Origin of the sequence: Lacisediminihabitans profunda, from assembly GCF_008040105.1 — a bacterium.
Classification (GTDB): Bacteria; Actinomycetota; Actinomycetes; order Actinomycetales; family Microbacteriaceae; genus Lacisediminihabitans; species Lacisediminihabitans profunda.
This window is the reverse complement of record NZ_VRMG01000030.1, coordinates 1-221: the sequence shown is the minus strand read 5'-3', so window position 1 is coordinate 221 and position 221 is coordinate 1. Positions and strand designations below refer to the sequence as shown.

The 221-nt window shown below is 48.4% G+C and carries 1 rRNA gene; it reads left to right on the top strand.

Going from position 1 to position 221, the window contains the following annotated elements:
* Positions 1-221: ribosomal RNA gene (locus tag FVP33_RS18935) — 16S ribosomal RNA — on the top strand; the annotation flags it as partial.

Below are 221 nucleotides of genomic sequence, written 5' to 3'. Positions count from 1 at the left end.
TTTATTGGGTTTAAAGGGAGCGCAGACGGGTCGTTAAGTCAGCTGTGAAAGTTTGGGGCTCAACCTTAAAATTGCAGTTGATACTGGCGTCCTTGAGTGCGGTTGAGGTGTGCGGAATTCGTGGTGTAGCGGTGAAATGCTTAGATATCACGAAGAACTCCGATTGCGAAGGCAGCACACTAAGCCGTAACTGACGTTCATGCTCGAAAGTGTGGGTATCA